General features: G+C 60.6%; 13 protein-coding genes and 2 pseudogenes. 10 read left to right on the top strand and 5 right to left on the bottom strand.

What is annotated here, in order from left to right; all coding sequences use genetic code 11:
- Positions 1–11: 11 nt before the first annotated feature.
- Positions 12–1129: pseudogene (locus tag AC6I65_RS12810) on the bottom strand (CaiB/BaiF CoA transferase family protein).
- 240 nt (positions 1130–1369) lie between these two features.
- On the opposite strand from AC6I65_RS12810, the gene AC6I65_RS12805 reads away from it, so the two are divergent.
- Positions 1370–2554: a CaiB/BaiF CoA transferase family protein gene (locus AC6I65_RS12805; RefSeq protein ID WP_497903268.1), complete on the top strand. Its 1185-nt coding sequence runs from the start codon at positions 1370–1372 to the stop codon at positions 2552–2554.
- 25 nt (positions 2555–2579) lie between these two features.
- On the opposite strand, the gene AC6I65_RS12800 is transcribed toward AC6I65_RS12805, so the two are convergent.
- Positions 2580–4331, bottom strand: coding sequence for a thiamine pyrophosphate-binding protein (locus tag AC6I65_RS12800; protein WP_497903267.1), 1752 nt, complete (start codon positions 4329–4331; stop codon positions 2580–2582).
- Between the two features lie 131 nt (positions 4332–4462).
- Between AC6I65_RS12800 and AC6I65_RS12795 the strand changes: the two genes are divergently transcribed.
- A complete protein-coding gene (locus AC6I65_RS12795; protein ID WP_497903266.1) occupies positions 4463–5113 on the top strand; it encodes a cyclase family protein in 651 nt (216 codons plus the stop codon).
- A gap of 181 nt (positions 5114–5294) precedes the next feature.
- Positions 5295–5837, top strand: coding sequence for a VOC family protein (locus tag AC6I65_RS12790; RefSeq protein WP_497903265.1), 543 nt, complete (start codon positions 5295–5297; stop codon positions 5835–5837).
- A 32-nt stretch (positions 5838–5869) separates the two neighbouring features.
- Here AC6I65_RS12790 and AC6I65_RS12785 read toward each other — a convergent pair whose 3' ends face one another.
- Positions 5870–7408 carry a class I adenylate-forming enzyme family protein gene (locus AC6I65_RS12785; RefSeq protein WP_497903264.1) on the bottom strand — a complete coding sequence of 513 codons (1539 nt, stop codon included), beginning with the start codon at positions 7406–7408 and terminating at the stop codon, positions 5870–5872.
- A gap of 203 nt (positions 7409–7611) precedes the next feature.
- Between AC6I65_RS12785 and AC6I65_RS12780 the strand changes: the two genes are divergently transcribed.
- From AC6I65_RS12780 to AC6I65_RS12755, 6 genes and pseudogenes are all read left to right on the top strand, one after another.
- Positions 7612–8064: a MaoC family dehydratase gene (locus AC6I65_RS12780; RefSeq protein WP_497903263.1), complete on the top strand. Its 453-nt coding sequence runs from the start codon at positions 7612–7614 to the stop codon at positions 8062–8064.
- Positions 8065–8165: 101 nt separating this feature from the next.
- Positions 8166–9026 (top strand): branched-chain amino acid ABC transporter permease, encoded by an 861-nt coding sequence (locus AC6I65_RS12775; protein WP_497903262.1) that lies wholly within the window; start codon positions 8166–8168, stop codon positions 9024–9026.
- A 26-nt stretch (positions 9027–9052) separates the two neighbouring features.
- Entirely contained in the window at positions 9053–10138 is a 1086-nt protein-coding gene (locus tag AC6I65_RS12770) for a branched-chain amino acid ABC transporter permease (RefSeq protein ID WP_497903261.1), read from the top strand.
- Positions 10135–10926: an ABC transporter ATP-binding protein gene (locus AC6I65_RS12765; protein ID WP_497903260.1), complete on the top strand. Its 792-nt coding sequence runs from the start codon at positions 10135–10137 to the stop codon at positions 10924–10926. Before AC6I65_RS12770 ends, AC6I65_RS12765 begins: the two co-directional genes overlap by 4 nt.
- Positions 10927–10997: 71 nt before the next feature.
- Positions 10998–11704 (top strand): annotated as a pseudogene (locus AC6I65_RS12760) (MmgE/PrpD family protein); the annotation flags it as partial.
- 6 nt (positions 11705–11710) lie between these two features.
- Positions 11711–12370 carry an MmgE/PrpD family protein gene (locus tag AC6I65_RS12755; RefSeq protein ID WP_497903356.1) on the top strand — a complete coding sequence of 220 codons (660 nt, stop codon included), beginning with the start codon at positions 11711–11713 and terminating at the stop codon, positions 12368–12370.
- Positions 12371–12393: 23 nt separating this feature from the next.
- Here AC6I65_RS12755 and AC6I65_RS12750 read toward each other — a convergent pair whose 3' ends face one another.
- Complete coding sequence (locus tag AC6I65_RS12750) at positions 12394–13290, bottom strand: alpha/beta fold hydrolase (RefSeq protein ID WP_497903259.1); 897 nt, start codon at positions 13288–13290, stop codon at positions 12394–12396.
- Complete coding sequence (locus tag AC6I65_RS12745) at positions 13287–13670, bottom strand: hypothetical protein (protein ID WP_497903258.1); 384 nt, start codon at positions 13668–13670, stop codon at positions 13287–13289. Before AC6I65_RS12745 ends, AC6I65_RS12750 begins: the two co-directional genes overlap by 4 nt.
- 199 nt (positions 13671–13869) lie before the next feature.
- Between AC6I65_RS12745 and AC6I65_RS12740 the strand changes: the two genes are divergently transcribed.
- Positions 13870–14682: an N-acyl homoserine lactonase family protein gene (locus AC6I65_RS12740; RefSeq protein WP_497903257.1), complete on the top strand. Its 813-nt coding sequence runs from the start codon at positions 13870–13872 to the stop codon at positions 14680–14682.
- Positions 14683–14749 lie beyond the last annotated feature (67 nt).

Raw genomic sequence — 14749 nt, 5'->3', positions numbered from 1 at the left:
CGCTCGTCGAATCAGATCACGCCGTTCTCGGCGAGGGACTCGATTGTTTCCGGCGAGTAGCCGAGGTCCCGGAGGTACCGCTCCGTCGACGCGCCGATCGCCTCCGGCGCCGATGGGTCGTCGAGGTCGCCCGAGAACTGGACGGGGTACGCGACAGACGGTAACTCCTCTCCAGCACGGTCGCCTGGGAGCCACTGCAGCAGTTCACGGTGTTCAACGTGCGGGTCGTTCCACAGTTCGAGGGTGTCGTACACTGGCCCGACGGGGACGCCGTGGTCGCGGAGTCGTTCCACCCACTCCGTCGTGGACCGGCGTTCGAAGATCGGTTCGAGATGTTCGTACAGCGCATCCTGGCTGGCGCTCCGATCCGCGTTCGTCGCGAAGCGCGGATCATCGATCAATTCCTCGTGATCGATCGCCCGACAGAACCGCGGCCAGAGGCTTTCGGCGGCGACGCAGACGACCACGTGGGAGTCGGCCGTCTCGAACCGGCGATACGGCGCGAACTCCTCGTGGGCGGTTCCGGTGCGCGGATACGGTTCGTCCAAGACGACGCTCCTCGCCGCCCGCGGACCGAGCCAAGAGATCATCGCGTCGAGCATCGAGACCTCGATTCGTTCGCCGCCGACGTCGCCGACGTCGCGGGCGTACAGCGCCGCGAGGATCGACTGGACGGCGAACATCGCCGGAGCCACGTCGCCCATCGGAACGTTGCTCCGGACCGGCGGCCCATTCGGCTCCCCGGTGACGCTCATCGCACCGCCCATCGCCTGGACGACCATGTCGAACGCGGGCGTGTCGGCGTACGGTGAATCCTCGCCGAAGCCAGTGATCGTACAGTAGACGACGTCGTCGTTGACGTCGTGAACCGAGTCGTAGTCGATCCCGAAGTGCTCGGTGACGCCGGGTTTGAAGTTCTCCAGGACGATGTCGACTTCAGCGGCCAGTTCGAGGAAGATATTGCTTCCCTCGTCAGTCGCGAGATCGAGCGTGAGACACTGCTTGTTCCGGTTGAGCGAGGCGAAGTACGCGCTCTCGCCGTCGACAAACGGACCGAACTCCTGGTCAACTCGCCACGGCCGGGCTGTTCGACCTTGACCACTTCCGCGCCGAGGTCGCCGAGGTACATCGACGCGAGCGGACCGGCGATCATCCGGGTCGCGTCCAGCACGCGGACACCCTCGAGGAACGTCATGCACCGACGTATCGATTCCAGCCACATAGCGTTTTGTGCCGCGTACCGGATCGGATTCGACGCGCTGCTGGTTTAGCGTCGAATCCGCGATTCGCGATATCTACCGATCGGCAGACGCGTCGGGATCGTCACCGGCGCTAAGGTTTTAAATACTACTGCTCTAATTGATCTGCCATGCGCCCGCTCAAGGACCTCGTCGTCCTCGATTCTACGCAGGCCCTATTTGGGCCACTGGCGACGCAAATCCTCGGTGACCTAGGAGCTGAAGTGATCAAAATCGAGCGACCGTCGACCGGCGATCTGACCAGGAACTTCGCGACGCGGTATGGAGACTACTCTGCGTACTTCACGAGCCTTAACCGAAACAAGAAGAGCATCACGCTCAATATGACGACGGAGCGCGGACAGTCGGTGCTCCACGAACTCGCCGCCGATGCGGACGTGTTCGTCCACAACTTCAGTCCCGGAAAGGCGGAGACGTTCGACGCGAAATACGAGACTCTCGCGGCGGAAAACGAGGAACTGATCTACTGTTCGCTCTCGGGCTACGGCGAAGACAGTCCGTACGCTGATCGGAAGCTGTTCGACATCATCGCACAAGGGGAGTCTGGGCTGATGAGTGTCACCGGAACCGAAGACGGCGAACCGGTTCGCATCGGGGTCTCGATCGCCGACATCTCCGGGGCAATGACCGCCACCTACGCCATCCTGACGGCACTGTACCACCGGGAACGGACCGGTGAAGGGCAGTATATCGACATCGCCCTCTTCGACACCGCCTTCTCCTATATGCTCTACCACGTGACGAACTACTTCGCGACGGGGGAGACGCCAGGGATGCTGGGAACGAAGCACCCGAACCTCGCCCCGTATCAGGCCGTCGAGACGGCCGACGACTACCTCGTAGTCGGCGTCGTCAGCGAGAGCCTCTGGCCGAAGTTCTGCCGGGCGGTCGATCGCGAGGAGTGGATCGATCACTCACAGTTCGGCACGTTCGGCGGCCGGACCGAGAACCGGGAGGCGTTCGATCGAGAACTCGAGGCGCTGTTCGCCGAGCGACCGGCCGAGGAGTGGATCGATCGACTCCAGGACGCCGGTGTCCCGTGTACGCCCGTCAACGACGTCGAGGACGTGGTGAACGATCCCCACGTCGACGCGCGCAACATGATCGAGGAGATAGAACACCCCGACGGCGATCGGCTCAAGCTGCCGGGTATCCCAGTAAAGTTCTCGGATCTGGAGGTCGACGTTCGCCTCCCGCCGCCGAAACTCGGCGAACACACGACGGAGGTGCTTGGCGATCGACTCGGATACGACGAGGAGGATCTCGACGAGCTGGCCAAGCGAGATATCATATAGTCGACGCCGGTCGAAACGGGGGGGGTCACAGGTAGTCGGCCGACTCCGTCCAGGATGTCGGATAGTTGTGCTCGAGACCGGGCGTGAAGTACGTCGGGACGTCGCGGTCGATCACAGCGTCAACCAGGAACGGCACGTCGGAGTCGAGACCCTCGCGGACGGCGCTGGCGACTTCCTCCGAGCGTTCAACCCGGCGCCCCGCTGCGCCGCAGGACTCGGCGAAGGCGACCCAGTCCGGGTTGTAGAGATCGTCCTCGTTCCCGAACGATCCCCATTCGTGGGCCTCGCCCCAGATGTTGCGCTGGCCCTTCCGCTCGATGTTGGGGCCGTAGTTGTTCAAAAGTACCCACGTTACCGGGATGTCGTGTTCGACAGCGAGGGGGATCACACTCATATTCTGTGTAAGCGCGCCGTCGCCGACGAGACAGACTGCCTCACGGTCTGGCGCGGCGAGCTTTCCGCCGAGCACCGCTCCTGCACCCCACCCCATTTGGAGCATTCCACCGTTGAAGAAGTACGTGTCTTCTTCGTAGACGCGGGCGAACGGCTCAGCGTACTGGATCACGTCGCCGACGTCAACGAACAAAAGGTCGTCGTCCGCCATCGTCTCCTTCGTGTCGTGTACCAGCCGGTGGGGGTGGACTGGCGATCCCTCGTGACTCGTCGTCTCGGCGACCCAGCCGTCCCAATCGGCCTTCCAGGTGGCCGTTTGTTCGCGCCAGTCGTCCGTCCCGACCGTCTTGACCCCGTCGGCGGCGAGTCGATCACGGAACTGTTCCGCGAATGAGGTGGCGTCACTGACGATGCCGACCTCAACCGGGACGCTTTTGCCGATTTCGTTCGAGTCGATATCCGCGTGAATCACCTTCGTTGGTGGGACGTTGTACACCGCGCCCTTCTCGTATCCCATCGTGTTCCCGTCCGAGAACCGGCAGCCGATCGCGAGGATGACGTCGGTGTCGCGCGTCGCCTGGAGCGAACACTCCCAGCCGGACCGGCCGACCGGGCCAAGACAGAGGTCGTGGTCCTCGGGGAACGCCCCCTTCCCCATGTGGGTGGTCACGAACGGAATCTCGAACGCCTCGACGAGATCTATAAACTCGTTGGTACCGCCGGAGAGCCTGACACCGCCGCCCGCGATCGCGAGCGGCCGATCGGCCTCGGCGAGGACGTCGGCCGCCTTCGAGAGCGACTCCGCTGCCGGCTCTGGACGGGAGTCGGCCCGGGAGTCCGCGGGGTCCGGCACGTTGACCTCGACCTCGGTGTTCTGGACGTCGTAGGGAAGCACGATAGCTGTCGGACCGGGCCGCCCCTCGAGGGCGGTCTTGAACGCCCGATCGAGGAAGTCCACTGCCGTATCGGGCCGGTAGCCGTTCCAGGTCCGCTTCGTCACCTCCTCATACACGTCAAGCAATCCTTCCTGATTGTGGTAATCGAGCGCCTCGAAGGCCAGCTTTCCTTTGTGCTGGGTCGACACGCCGCCGCTGACGACAACGGTTGCGGTTGAGTCGTGTATGAGGTTCGCGACGCCCGGGAGGGCGTTCAACGCGCCGGGTCCCTTCGTGACGACCACTGGTGCGATCTTCCCGGAGACGCGGAAGTAGCCGTCGGCCATGTGCGCGGCCTGAGCTTCGTGTTTCACCTGGATTCCCTCCGCCGAACAGTCGCGAAGGCCGTCGAGGAGAGGCCAGACCGATCCGCCGTGGTACCCGAAGTAGTACTCAACGCCGCGTCGTTCGAAGTACTCGCTCACCTGATCTGCAACTCGCTGTGTCATGAGGACTCGTACGACAATCGCTCTCATACACCATAACTTCGTGGGACTAACCAGCACCGTCGCAGGCCTGGTTCGCCGTCGGCAGGTCCGGATAGACGACTTTTATGTCGCTGACCTTCCTCTATCCTGGTATGTGGTACGATCTCACACAGCCGTTTCACGGCGAGATGCCCCACTCGGCGATGCTCCCCGAACCGGAATTCGAGACGGTGTTCGACGTTAAGAAGGACGGTATCAACGTCCAGTGTTACTGCGCGCCGACCCACGTCGGCACGCACGTTGACGCGCCGTTGCACTTCGATCCAGACGGACGGACGATCGACGAATTACCGATCGAACGATTCCACGGAGAGGGGGTCGTCCTCGACGTGCGACAAGACGAAGCCCGCGAAATCCAGCTCGAGGAGTTGCAAGCCGCCGAGGGCGAGGTTCAGGCGGGCGACACCGTCGTCCTCTACACTGGCTGGTATCACAAGTACGGCGACGACGACTACGATCCCTACCCATGGCTCGCACCCGAGGTCGCCGACTGGCTGCTCGAAAAGGAAGCGGGGATGCTTTGTGTCGACACGGTCAGTCCGGACATCTCCTACTCGATCCGGCCTGACGACTGGGACGAATACCCGATCCACAAACCCCTTCTACAAAACGATGTCCTCATCGCTGAACACCTAACGAACCTCGAACCACTGCTTGGCGAACGGATCGAGATCCGAGCGTATCCATCGAAGATCAGGGGCGGCGATGGTGCCCCAGCGCGAATCGTCGCTCGGCCGATCTGACACCCGATTGAGCTGGCTCCCTAACCGACCTGACGCCGCCCAGGTGTACGGCGGAAGGCACGCCTCGTCCGCAGGAAACGAGAACGGCAGACAACCAGTGAAGATGGATCACTCGACGACCCGTAGATTCGGTCCGTTGACCGGCACAATTCTTATAGCCGTCTGACCGAATTGCCACCGCATGGACCGGATCACCGGTCTGGATCACGTCGGTATCGCTGTCCGTGATCTGGACGAAGCCGTCGAAACGTTCGGGAAACTCCTTGGTGAGGACGCCGAGTCCCACCGCATCGATCCTGGCTATGAGTACGACGAAGACGGAAATCTCGTCGAGGAGATGCGCTTCGCGTATCTCGAAACCGGAAACGGCGTGCAGATCGAACTCCTGGAACCGGGCGAGGTCGGCTCCGGAGCGATTGGCAGCTACATCCAGAAGTTCGGCGAAGGACTCCATCACATCAGTTTCTGGATCTCACCGAAGAGCGAGTTCGGCGAACTGTTCGCGACCCTCTCTGAACTCGGATTCACGACCGTCGGCGATCGACCCTGGCGATCCGATCCCGAGGCCGATCGCGACAACGTCTACACGTACATCCACCCCAGTTCCGCTCACGGGACGCTCATCGAACTCATCACACCGTTCACATTCGAGGACGGTGAGATGAAAAGCGCTGACACCGCCGAGGAAGCCGACCCCGGTCCCTGGACGGACTCAGACGAGTAGGCGTTCGATCTTCCCCGGGAGGTGCTCCCGAATCAATGCTTCCGGTAAGTACTTCTGGACTTCTTTCCGCTCTCGGTGTGTTCGATCTCGTCGACAAACTCGTACGATCGAGGCCGCTTGTAGGCCGCGAGATCGGCCTCGTCCCGGCAGAAGGCGTCAAGTTCGTCCGCGGTCACGTCGCCGTCCGGGTCAACGAAGGCCGCGACGCGTTCCCCCCACTCGTCGTCACGTTCGCCGACGACGACCGCTTCGTAGACGGCTCGGTGCCTCTCAAGAATCTCTTCGACCTCCGCCGGTGCGATCAGTTCGCCGCCGCTGATGATGACGTCGTCGACACGGCCAGTGATCTTCAGGTAGCCGTCATCGTTCACGAAGCCCAGGTCGTTCGTATAGTACCACCCTTCGCGAAACGCCTCGCTCGTGGCAGTGGCGTTCTGGAAGTACTTGTCGAACAGCTGGTCCGACTCGATAATCACCTCACCCTCTTCGCCTCGCGGAACGGTCCGAGAGGGATCAGCTTGACCGTCAACGTCAAGGTCAATGACGCGAATCCGCGTACCGAGGGTGGGCTTGCCAACCGTCCCGGCCTGCTCAGTGAGCGCATCGGAACGGAGGACCGTGATGAATCCGCCCTCCGAGGAGCCGTAGGAATTGATCACATTCGGGGTGAGTTCGGACTGGAACTCTCGTGCCCGATCTTCGAGCATCACTTCCCCGGTGTGGTACCAGCACTCGATCGACGACAGGTCGTACGCGTCGACGTCTCCCTGTTCGATCATTCGCCTGCTCACCGTCGGAATGCCGACTACGTGAGTCACGCCATGGCGATCGATCGTATCGAGCGACAGATCGGGGTCCGCGTACGCCGAGGAGACAACGAGCTCCGCGCCGACCGTCAACGACGAACGGAGCGCCGCGTCCAAGCCACCGCCGTGAAAGTACGGGAGTTGGGAGAGAACGACGCTGTCGGGATCGATGTCGAAGGAGATGATCGCCGCGAGCGTCCGCTCCCGGGCCGACGAGACCGTGTGTACGACCCCCTTCGGGCGGCCGGTCGTCCCGCTGGTGTAAATGAGGTACGTCGGCTCGTCGGGCCCCTGATCGATCGGCGGCGGCCGCTCGGTCGATCCCGATTCCAGGACCGTCTCGTAGGATTCCGCCTCGCCGGAGCCACCTACCCTGATCGGCGCCCTCTCACGAATCGAGTCGTTTGCGGCAGGCTCTACGGTGTCGGCGAACGCCGCGTCGTAGATTACGGCTGCAACGTTGGCGTCGTCGAGGATAGTTTGGACCTCTCCAGCGGAGAGACGATAGTTGATCGGAACTGCGACGAGACCGAGTTTGTGACAGGCGTACATCGTCACCAGGAACTCGACGGTGTTGTGTAGTGCCATCGCGACGCGATCACTCGGCCGCAGTCCTCGTTCTCGGAGGCCATTCGCCAACCGGTTGACCTGCTCGTCGAACTCACCATAGCTCAGCGTTTCGTCGGCGTCGACCGATCGGATCGCTGTCTCATCGGTCCGCAGGTCCGCATTCTCCTCGAGGAACGCGCGCTGTGGTAACACCATTACTGGAAAAAGGTGCGTAGATTACTAAACTGTGGGGGTAGCGTCGGTCTGCATATGTCGATCGTTCGACGCGCAAAACGACGCACAGGCCGCAATTGTACGGCAGCCTCCGGAACTATACACAGTGAGCCTCGACGGTGAACCGCGACACTATGTATCTTCCCGCACGAACGACTAAGAACGTTCGTTGACAACGTCGGAGTATGACGCGCGAACAGCTGTATCTTGAGGACATCGAGATCGGCTCGGTCTGGAACGGGCCGTCACAAACGATCTCCGAATCCCACTTCCGGGACTTTGCCGGATTGACGGGTGATTTCAACCCAATCCACATAGACGAAGAGTACGCAAGCGAGACGCAGTTCGGACGTCGGGTGGCCCACGGAATGCTGATCACTTCGCTTACCGTCGTCGGAGCGACCGATCTCTCCCCGCATCTGCACGAGTCGATGATCGCCTTCCTAAGTCAGAAGTCGACGTTTCATGAGCCAGTGTTCATCGGCGATACTGTCTTCCCGCAGTTGACAGTCACGAACGTCGAACCCAAGGCGGGGACGGGAATCGTCACTCTGAAATCGGAAGTGCACAACCAGGACGACGATCTCATCTTAGACGGAGAGTTGCGATTGCTTGTCGAGTCACGTTCCGGTCGGTAACCTGCGGCATTACTCGACTTTTGGTCGTAAGATCTGGACCGAACAGCAGGTTTAATATAGTGGTAGAGGTGTTAGCATACCATGCTAGGAGTGAAAAGCCCATGATCAGTGTTATCGCAAACTGGCTACTGCTGAGTGCACTGTACGCGCTTATCGCAATCGGGTTCACGATGATCTTCGGCGTTGGGAATGCGATCAACCTGTTTCACGGTGCCTCAATCACGATCGGCGCGTACGCCGCACACTACTCGTACGCGTCGGGGGTACCGGTAGCAGTAGCATTATTGATCGGGCTGGCCGTTCCAGGGGTCGTAAACGCTGCATTATACCTCGGGATGATCAGACCGATTCAGAAGAAACCGATCGTAATCATGGTGATGACACTCATTCTCGCGGTCGTCGTCGAGCACATCGTTTTGATCTCGATCGGAAGTTCACCACGAGTCGTACCTGCGCTGATCCCCGGAACGACGGAGATTCTGGGTGCGAGAGTCCAGATCAACCGGATCATCGTATTCGTCCTCTCCTGGGTTATCATCGGCGGGTTAATGGTGTTCATCAAGTATACTCAGCTCGGGAGGGCGATCACTGCCACGAGCATGGACACGAAGGGTGCCGCCGTCGTGGGGATAAACAGCGGGCGGATGTTCCTCTCTGTTTGGATTCTCGCAGGCGTTCTTGCGGGTGTTGCGGGGGTGTTCCTCGCTTCGTTCCAGACGGCGACCTACAACATGGGACTTACGCCACTGATTCTCGCGTTCGCCATCGTCGTCATCGGTGGTCTCGGATCGATCAAGGGCAGCATTATTGGCGCATACCTAATTGGTGGAGTTGAGACAGCGATGGTCTCCTTCGTCAGCCCGCGGCTCAACGGATTGGGAGGGATGGTCATCCTCGTTCTTGTGATCATGTTCAAACCGAAGGGAATGTTCGGGCGTGAACTCATCATGGAGGAAGAATAATGAGCGACACAGCGAGGACGTCAAGTATGATGCACCGACTTTCAGAATTTCCCTTGCCGCTCCGGCGAAAGATCGGCGTGGTACTGTTCGTAGTAATCGGACTACTGCCGTTCGTCTTCGATACGATCACGGTGTTACGAATGACCGGTGCCCTGTATCTCGCCACGTTCGCGATGACCTGGGACTTCCAGTCCGGTTACACCGGAGAGATCAGTTTCGGCCATGCGTTCTTCTTCGCGGTCGGGGGATACACGTCGGGAATTATGAACCTTCACTACGGGCTCGATCCGGTACTGGCGATTCCAATCGGAATGGTGGCCGCGACTCTCGGCGGCCTGCTACTCGGCATCCCGACACTGCGGGTTCATGGACCGTACCTCTCGCTCGTGACGATGGCAGCACCGCTAATCTTGCTGCAGGTATTCATCTACTTCAGCGACTTCACCGGCGGCGAAGTCGGTCTCACCGGTACAGAAAACATCACGTCTGAGCCGATGGTCAACTACTACATCGCGTTCGCCCTGTTCGCCGCCATGTTCGCGCTGTTTTACGCGATCACCCGTTCCGATACTGGGGAAATCCTCACCGCGATTCGCGAAGACGAGGACGCGGTCGTCGCCGCGGGTATCAACCCAGCGAAGTACAAAATCTACTCGTTCGTGCTCTCCGGGACGGTAGGCGGTCTCGCCGGAGCGCTGTTGGTACACAGCAACGTCGGATCCGCAACGCCGGGTCAGTTACTGGAGCTGTCGGTTAACATCAACATCATCACAGCCACGGTCATCGGCGGCATGGGAACAATCATCGGTGCCGCTGGCGGCGGCATCTTCTTCTTCATGCTTCGCGAACAACTCGCGAACGTGGGGACGACGATCCCGACGACCGACGTCGCGATCTCTCACATTGATCTTGTCCTCTTCTACTCGATGGCCGTACTAATCATGTTCTACCAGCCGCAAGGGTTCATTCCATGGTTGATCGAACGCGGACGGAAACTCATCGGAGCAGACGAAGAGAGCGTGTCGGACGAGAACGATTCGCCGCTGCGCCAGTCCATGGACAAGTTGCGTAACGGATTCCAGGATGCGTTCAACAGAGGTGGTGAGAAATGAAATCAGACACGTCTCAAACCAAATCAGCAGTCGATTCCGAGAGCTACTCGTCCGAGGACGGGCTGCTCGTGTTGCAGAACCTCACCAAACGGTTCGGCGGGCTCGTCGCAGTCAGCGACCTCTCGTTCCACGTCGAAGAGGGTGAAATCCTCGGCTTCATCGGTCCCAACGGAGCCGGGAAGTCAACGACGTTCAACTGCGTGACGAAGATGTTCCCGGCCACGGAGGGAACCGTCTGGTACGACGGCGAGAACATCACCGACCTGCCAGCCCACGAGATCGTTAATCGGGGGATCAGCCGCACCTTCCAGTCGTTTCGACCGCTCAACGATCGGACCGTTCTGGAGAACGTGATGCTGCCGCTGTCGACGGACAAGCTGTTCACGGTCTCCGGGCTGTTAGGCCAGACGCAAGACCGAGCGATCGAACTCTGTGAGCGGGTCGGACTCAACGACCGTATCGACCAGGAGCCCAGCGAATTGCCCCACGCCGAGATGATCCGCCTCGAACTGGCGCGGGCGTTGGCGAACGATCCGGATCTGATTCTGATCGACGAACCCTTCGCAGGGTTGACCAGTACGGAGGTCGCAGAGCTCTCTCAGCTGTTTTCGGAACTCCGGGACGAAGGATACACTCTCGTCGTCATCGACCACAACATGCGGGGGCTACTCACGTTGGTCGATCGGGTGATCGTCATTCGATTCGGGGCGAAGATCGCAGAAGGAACGCCTGAAGAGATCAGAGAGAACGAAGAAGTCCAGAACGCGTACCTCGGATCGCAGGGATAATCCGGTCGCTGATTTTCCTCTCGCTTCCAGCGGAGAGTTTTATACCGTCAAGGAGAAAGCACCGTACATCAATGACTGATACGACTGTGAGTACACCCGGACAGGAGACGCGCCGTCTCGCAGCTTTTTGTTCCTCGCTCGACGGGGACGAGATCCCTGAATCGGTCCGAACGGAGATCAAAACGGCAATCGTGGATACGATCGGTGCCTGCGTAGCGGGCGTCGACACGCCCGAAAGCGAGCGCATGCGAGCGTACGTCCGGACGGCCAGCCCAGACGGTGGAGCGGCGATTCTGGGGACGAACGAGCGGGTGACGCCCGAGTTCGCGGCGCTCGCGAACGGAACGGCCGCGCACGCACTCGAAGTCGACGACGGCCACCGGGGGGCCTCAGCCCACCCCGGCACCGCCGTCCTGCGGCCGCTCTCGCAGTATTACCGATCGCTGGACAGGTTACGGGCGACGACCTCGCAGCCGCCGTCGTCGCGGGATACGAGGCGATGCTCAAAACGGGGATGGCAGTACAGCCGTCCCACCGGGAGCGACACTTCCACGCGACAGCGACGCTCGGTTGTTTCGGGGCCGCCGCGGCCGCCGGCCGTTTGCTCGAACTCGACCGACGGGATTTCGCGTACGCGCTCGGACTGGCAGGAACCCAGGCCGGCGGTCTCTTCGAGTTTCTCACCGACGGTTCGATGGCCAAGCGGTTCCATCCAGGACGGGCCGCCATGGCGGGAATCACCGCAGCGAGGCTCGCAACGGAAGGCTTCGACGGGCCGGAGACGATCCTCGAAGGGGAGGACGGCTTCGCGGCCGCGTTCGCCGACGAATACGACCCGGCGCCGCTGGCAACCCTCGGAGACCCCTTCGAGATCACCCGCACATACCAGAAACCGTATCCATGCTGTCGACATCTTCACGCAGCGATCGACGCCTGCCTCGCGATCCGAGATGCCGGCTTAGAGCCGTGGGCGATTGAGCGCGTCGAAGTCGGCACGTACGCAATTGCGGCGCGCCACGACAAAGCTGCCGTCGAGACAATACTCGATGCCCAAATGAGCATGCCTCACGCAGTCACGACGGCCCTGTTCACCGGTACCGACGACCGATCGGCGTTCTCCGATCCTGACGTCGACGCCGATCTCGCCTCGTTGCGAGACCGAATCGTGGTGACGGCAGACCCTGAGATGGATGCACGGTACCCGGAGACGCGTGCCACCTGCGTCGTCGTCGAGACGGCCGACGGCGATCGGTTCGAGGAAGCGGTCGACTACCCGCTCGGATCGCCGGAGAATCCCCTGTCGGCGGAGCGTTTGGAGTCGAAATTCCACGACCTGACCGAATCGCGACTGTCCGAAGAGAAACGCCAACGGTTACTCGAGACCGTGACCGATCTCTCGACACTCGATGACGCGCAGACGATCGTAGACGCGGTACAACCGTAAGAAGGTGGACGCAATTCGATCGATTACTCCGATTCGAGGATTTTCGCGAGTACCGGCTCCAGATACTCCTTGAAGGCGTCGGGATTCTCGACGGGTGGAAAGTGCCCCATCTCGTCCATGATTTCGAGGGAGGCGCCGTCTATCTGTTCGGCGACGCGCTCGGTGTCTTCCGGCCGGCCAGAGAAGTCGTACTCGCCCGTGAGGAAGTAGACGTCGCACTCGTCAGTGTCGATTTGATCGAGACGGTCACGAGCATCCCAGTCGCGAGTGTAGAAGTAGATGTCGCCGGCATAGACGCCGTGACCCGCCTGACTGTAGATCCACCAGGCCTCGCGCTTACAGGCTTCGGGGTTCTGGGGCGCCTGGAGTCCGTAGATCCATTCGGGTCGAAACACTTCCTGGTTTACCTGAGGGTGGTCGAGGAAGTCGACCACGTTGTCAAGGTAGCCAGTCTCGCTCGCGGGGACGTATTCCGTCGTCTCGAGACCGATGATCGCGCGGACCCGATCGTCGTGATTGATGGCCAGTTCAAGGACGATCTCGCCGCCCATCGAACAGCCCATAACGACCGGATCGGCCAGGTCGAGCGTCTCGACGAATTCCATGATGAAGCCAGCGTAGAACTCGGTCGTCAGCTGGTAGGTCGACTCCCACCAGCGCTTGTCCGTCGGTGGATAGGAGCGGCCGTGCCACGGCATGTCGAACGCATAGACAGTGAAGTCCTCGAGGATGTCGTCGTCGTTGAGCAGGTGTCGGTACTGCCGCGAATCGGCACCAGCTGTGTGGAGACAAACGAGCGGAACATCGCCGTCTCCGGCGACTTCGTAGTACGTTCGGAACTCGGAATCAGCGTGATTGATCCAGACGTAGCGCCCGGCGACCTCTTCGTGCTCGCCGTGCTCGAAGTTGTCGGTGTTCATCGGCTCACCTCCGCGAAGGCGGTTACCATCCGCTTGAGCGGCCGCCAGTGCTGAATGGCACGTTTCAGATCGCCCTCGATCTCGAGGTCGTACTGGAGCCAGACGCTCCGTAGATCGTTGTAGAACGGCGGTGGCGACTCCGACAGCAAGTTTTCCCACGTGTCGACGGGTGCACGAACCGCGAAGTCCCAGCCGACAAACATCGGTTCGGTGTGGACCGCGTCGATCTCCCCGTCGCTTAATTCAACGACGTAGCCGTCGTCGCCAAACTCGAACAGCACCGTCGCGTCAAAGTGTACGCTCGTTCGATCGAACTGAGCGTCGTTGGCAAGCCAGTCTACTGCCGCTTCGAACCACTCTTCGCTCGGGAATGTCGACATACAGAGTAAGCGCACGGTGTAACGGCATAATGATTGTGGTTCTGTAGCACGGCCGACGTCGGCAACGTGAGCGGAGTACGACGGTGAATCAGATCCTGATTCGAAAGCGAGTGCTGCCAATCCACGCCTCCGAGCGAATACATCGACAGAACGGACCAGACGTTTATATCACTGTATCCGTAATACGGTAATTGAGCGCATGTACACCGTACACCCCATCAAGTCCGGGGTCATCGAATCGCCTATCACGAAAGGCGGACTGACGTACCTCCACGACGACGAGCTGCCCGTTCCCATTCCGGTGATTACGTTCCTGATCACGGCGGACGATCCGGACGACGACACGGTGATATTCGTCGATACCGGCGTTGAGCAACACGAGCCGGGTGAGACCATTGCCGGAGGGCGGACAATCAGGAACGGCGGTCGCGAACCGATCGTGGACGGTCTCGCCAAACGCGGCCTCGAACCCGGCGACGTTGACTACGTCGTCCTCACCCACCTCCACTACGATCACGCCTCGAACAACGACCTGTTTCCGGACGCCGAGTTCGTCGTCCAGCGCAGTGAGTTGGAGTTCGCTCGAGATCCCTTGCCGATCATGGAACGCACGTTCTTCGACAAACACGTCAAAGTACTGGATGAGGTTGAGACGCGGGTCGTCGAAGGTGACCACCAGCTACGCGAGGGGATCGAATTGCTCCACACGCCGGGGCACACGCCGGGAATGCAGTCGATTGTCGTCGAGACGAGCGACGGACCCGTCTGTATCATCTCGGACCTAGCCTACTGCAAGCACAATCTCGATCCCAGCGCGTCAAGCATGCTCGACGGACACGGAAACAAAGTCGATATCACGCCGTCGGACCTCGACTACATCGCTCCAGGGTTGCACGTTGACGTCAGCGGCTGCTACGAGAGTATGGATCGAATTCGGAACCGCGTCGGCGACGGGACGGTACTGGGAGGACACGTTACCGAAATCCTTGATCGGAGCTACCCCGACGCATAGCCGTCTCGAGACGGACGATCCTGATTCCCCACCAGTCACCTGCGATACCGCCAATTGCCGCGGTTCC

It is taken from the genome of Natronosalvus sp. KLKA75 (assembly GCF_059736265.1).
Note: the sequence above shows the minus strand (reverse complement) of the source record. Positions and strands in the feature narration are given on the sequence as shown.